Origin of the sequence: Saccharothrix sp. ST-888 (assembly GCF_000955975.1) — a bacterium.
Lineage (GTDB): Bacteria > Actinomycetota > Actinomycetes > Streptomycetales > Streptomycetaceae > Kitasatospora.
This window is the reverse complement of the sequence record NZ_JYJF01000298.1, coordinates 1-893: the sequence shown is the minus strand read 5'-3', so window position 1 is coordinate 893 and position 893 is coordinate 1. Positions and strand designations below refer to the sequence as shown.

At 65.2% G+C, this 893-nt stretch carries 1 protein-coding gene and 2 rRNA genes; 2 read left to right on the top strand and 1 reads right to left on the bottom strand.

The features are described from left to right. Together UK12_RS32755 and rrf are read left to right on the top strand one after the other, a co-directional pair. Nucleotides 1-97, top strand: a 23S ribosomal RNA gene (locus UK12_RS32755); the annotation flags it as partial. A gap of 109 nt (nt 98-206) precedes the next feature. Further along, nucleotides 207-323: ribosomal RNA gene (rrf, locus tag UK12_RS32750) — 5S ribosomal RNA — on the top strand. A gap of 297 nt (nt 324-620) precedes the next feature. On the opposite strand, the gene UK12_RS41890 is transcribed toward rrf, so the two are convergent. Beyond that, nucleotides 621-893: hypothetical protein (locus UK12_RS41890; protein ID WP_045306849.1), on the bottom strand; the 273-nt coding region annotated here is incomplete at its 5' end.

Here is an 893-nt window from a genome sequence, read left to right as displayed (position 1 = left end):
GTAAGGCTCCCAGTAGACGACTGGGTTGATAGGCCGGATATGGAAGCCCTGTGAGGGGTGGAGTTGACCGGTACTAATAGGCCGAGGGCTTGTCCTCAGACGCTCGCGTTCACTGTGTGGTTCCCGGGTAGCGAACAGCTATCGCCGGCGAACACAAGAAACACTTATCAATTGAAGAGTGTGTTTCGCTGAATACCCGATAGGGTTTCGGTGGTCATAGCACGAGGGAAACGCCCGGTTACATTCCGAACCCGGAAGCTAAGCCTCGTAGCGCCGATGGTACTGCAGGGGGGACCCTGTGGGAGAGTAGGACGCCGCCGAACAATCATTCAAAGCCGTGGCCCCCAGCGACTCGCTGGGGGCCACGGCTTTTTTGCGTGTCAGAACGTGTATGAACCGGTCAGTCGCTCCTGCCGCCCGAACGCGGTATGGGAGCGGATGCCGGACAATGGAGATGGTGTCCGGCCAGGTGGCCGGCACCACACCGCCCCGGGCGTGCGTGTCGCCAGAACCGGAGCGGTGGAGCTGAAGCAGCAGACAGAGGAGTCACCACGATGTCGAACCCGCCCCAGGACCGTCCCGAGCGTCGATCGGACGACGGCCGCGGCTACGAGCCCCGGTCACGCGGGGGTGCGTCGAACGACCGTGGTGGCTACCGTCGCGACGAGCGTTCCGACCGTGACCGCGGTGGCTTCCGCCGCGATGACCGCCCCCAGGGCGGTGGCTTCAACCGTGACCGCGATGACCGTCCGCGTCGTGACGACCGCCCCCAGGGCGGCGGCTACCGTCGGGACGACCGTCCGTCGGGTGGTTTCAACCGTGACCGTGACGACCGTGGTGGCTTCCGCCGCGATGATCGTCCGCAGGGCGGTGGCTTCCGTCGGGACGACCGC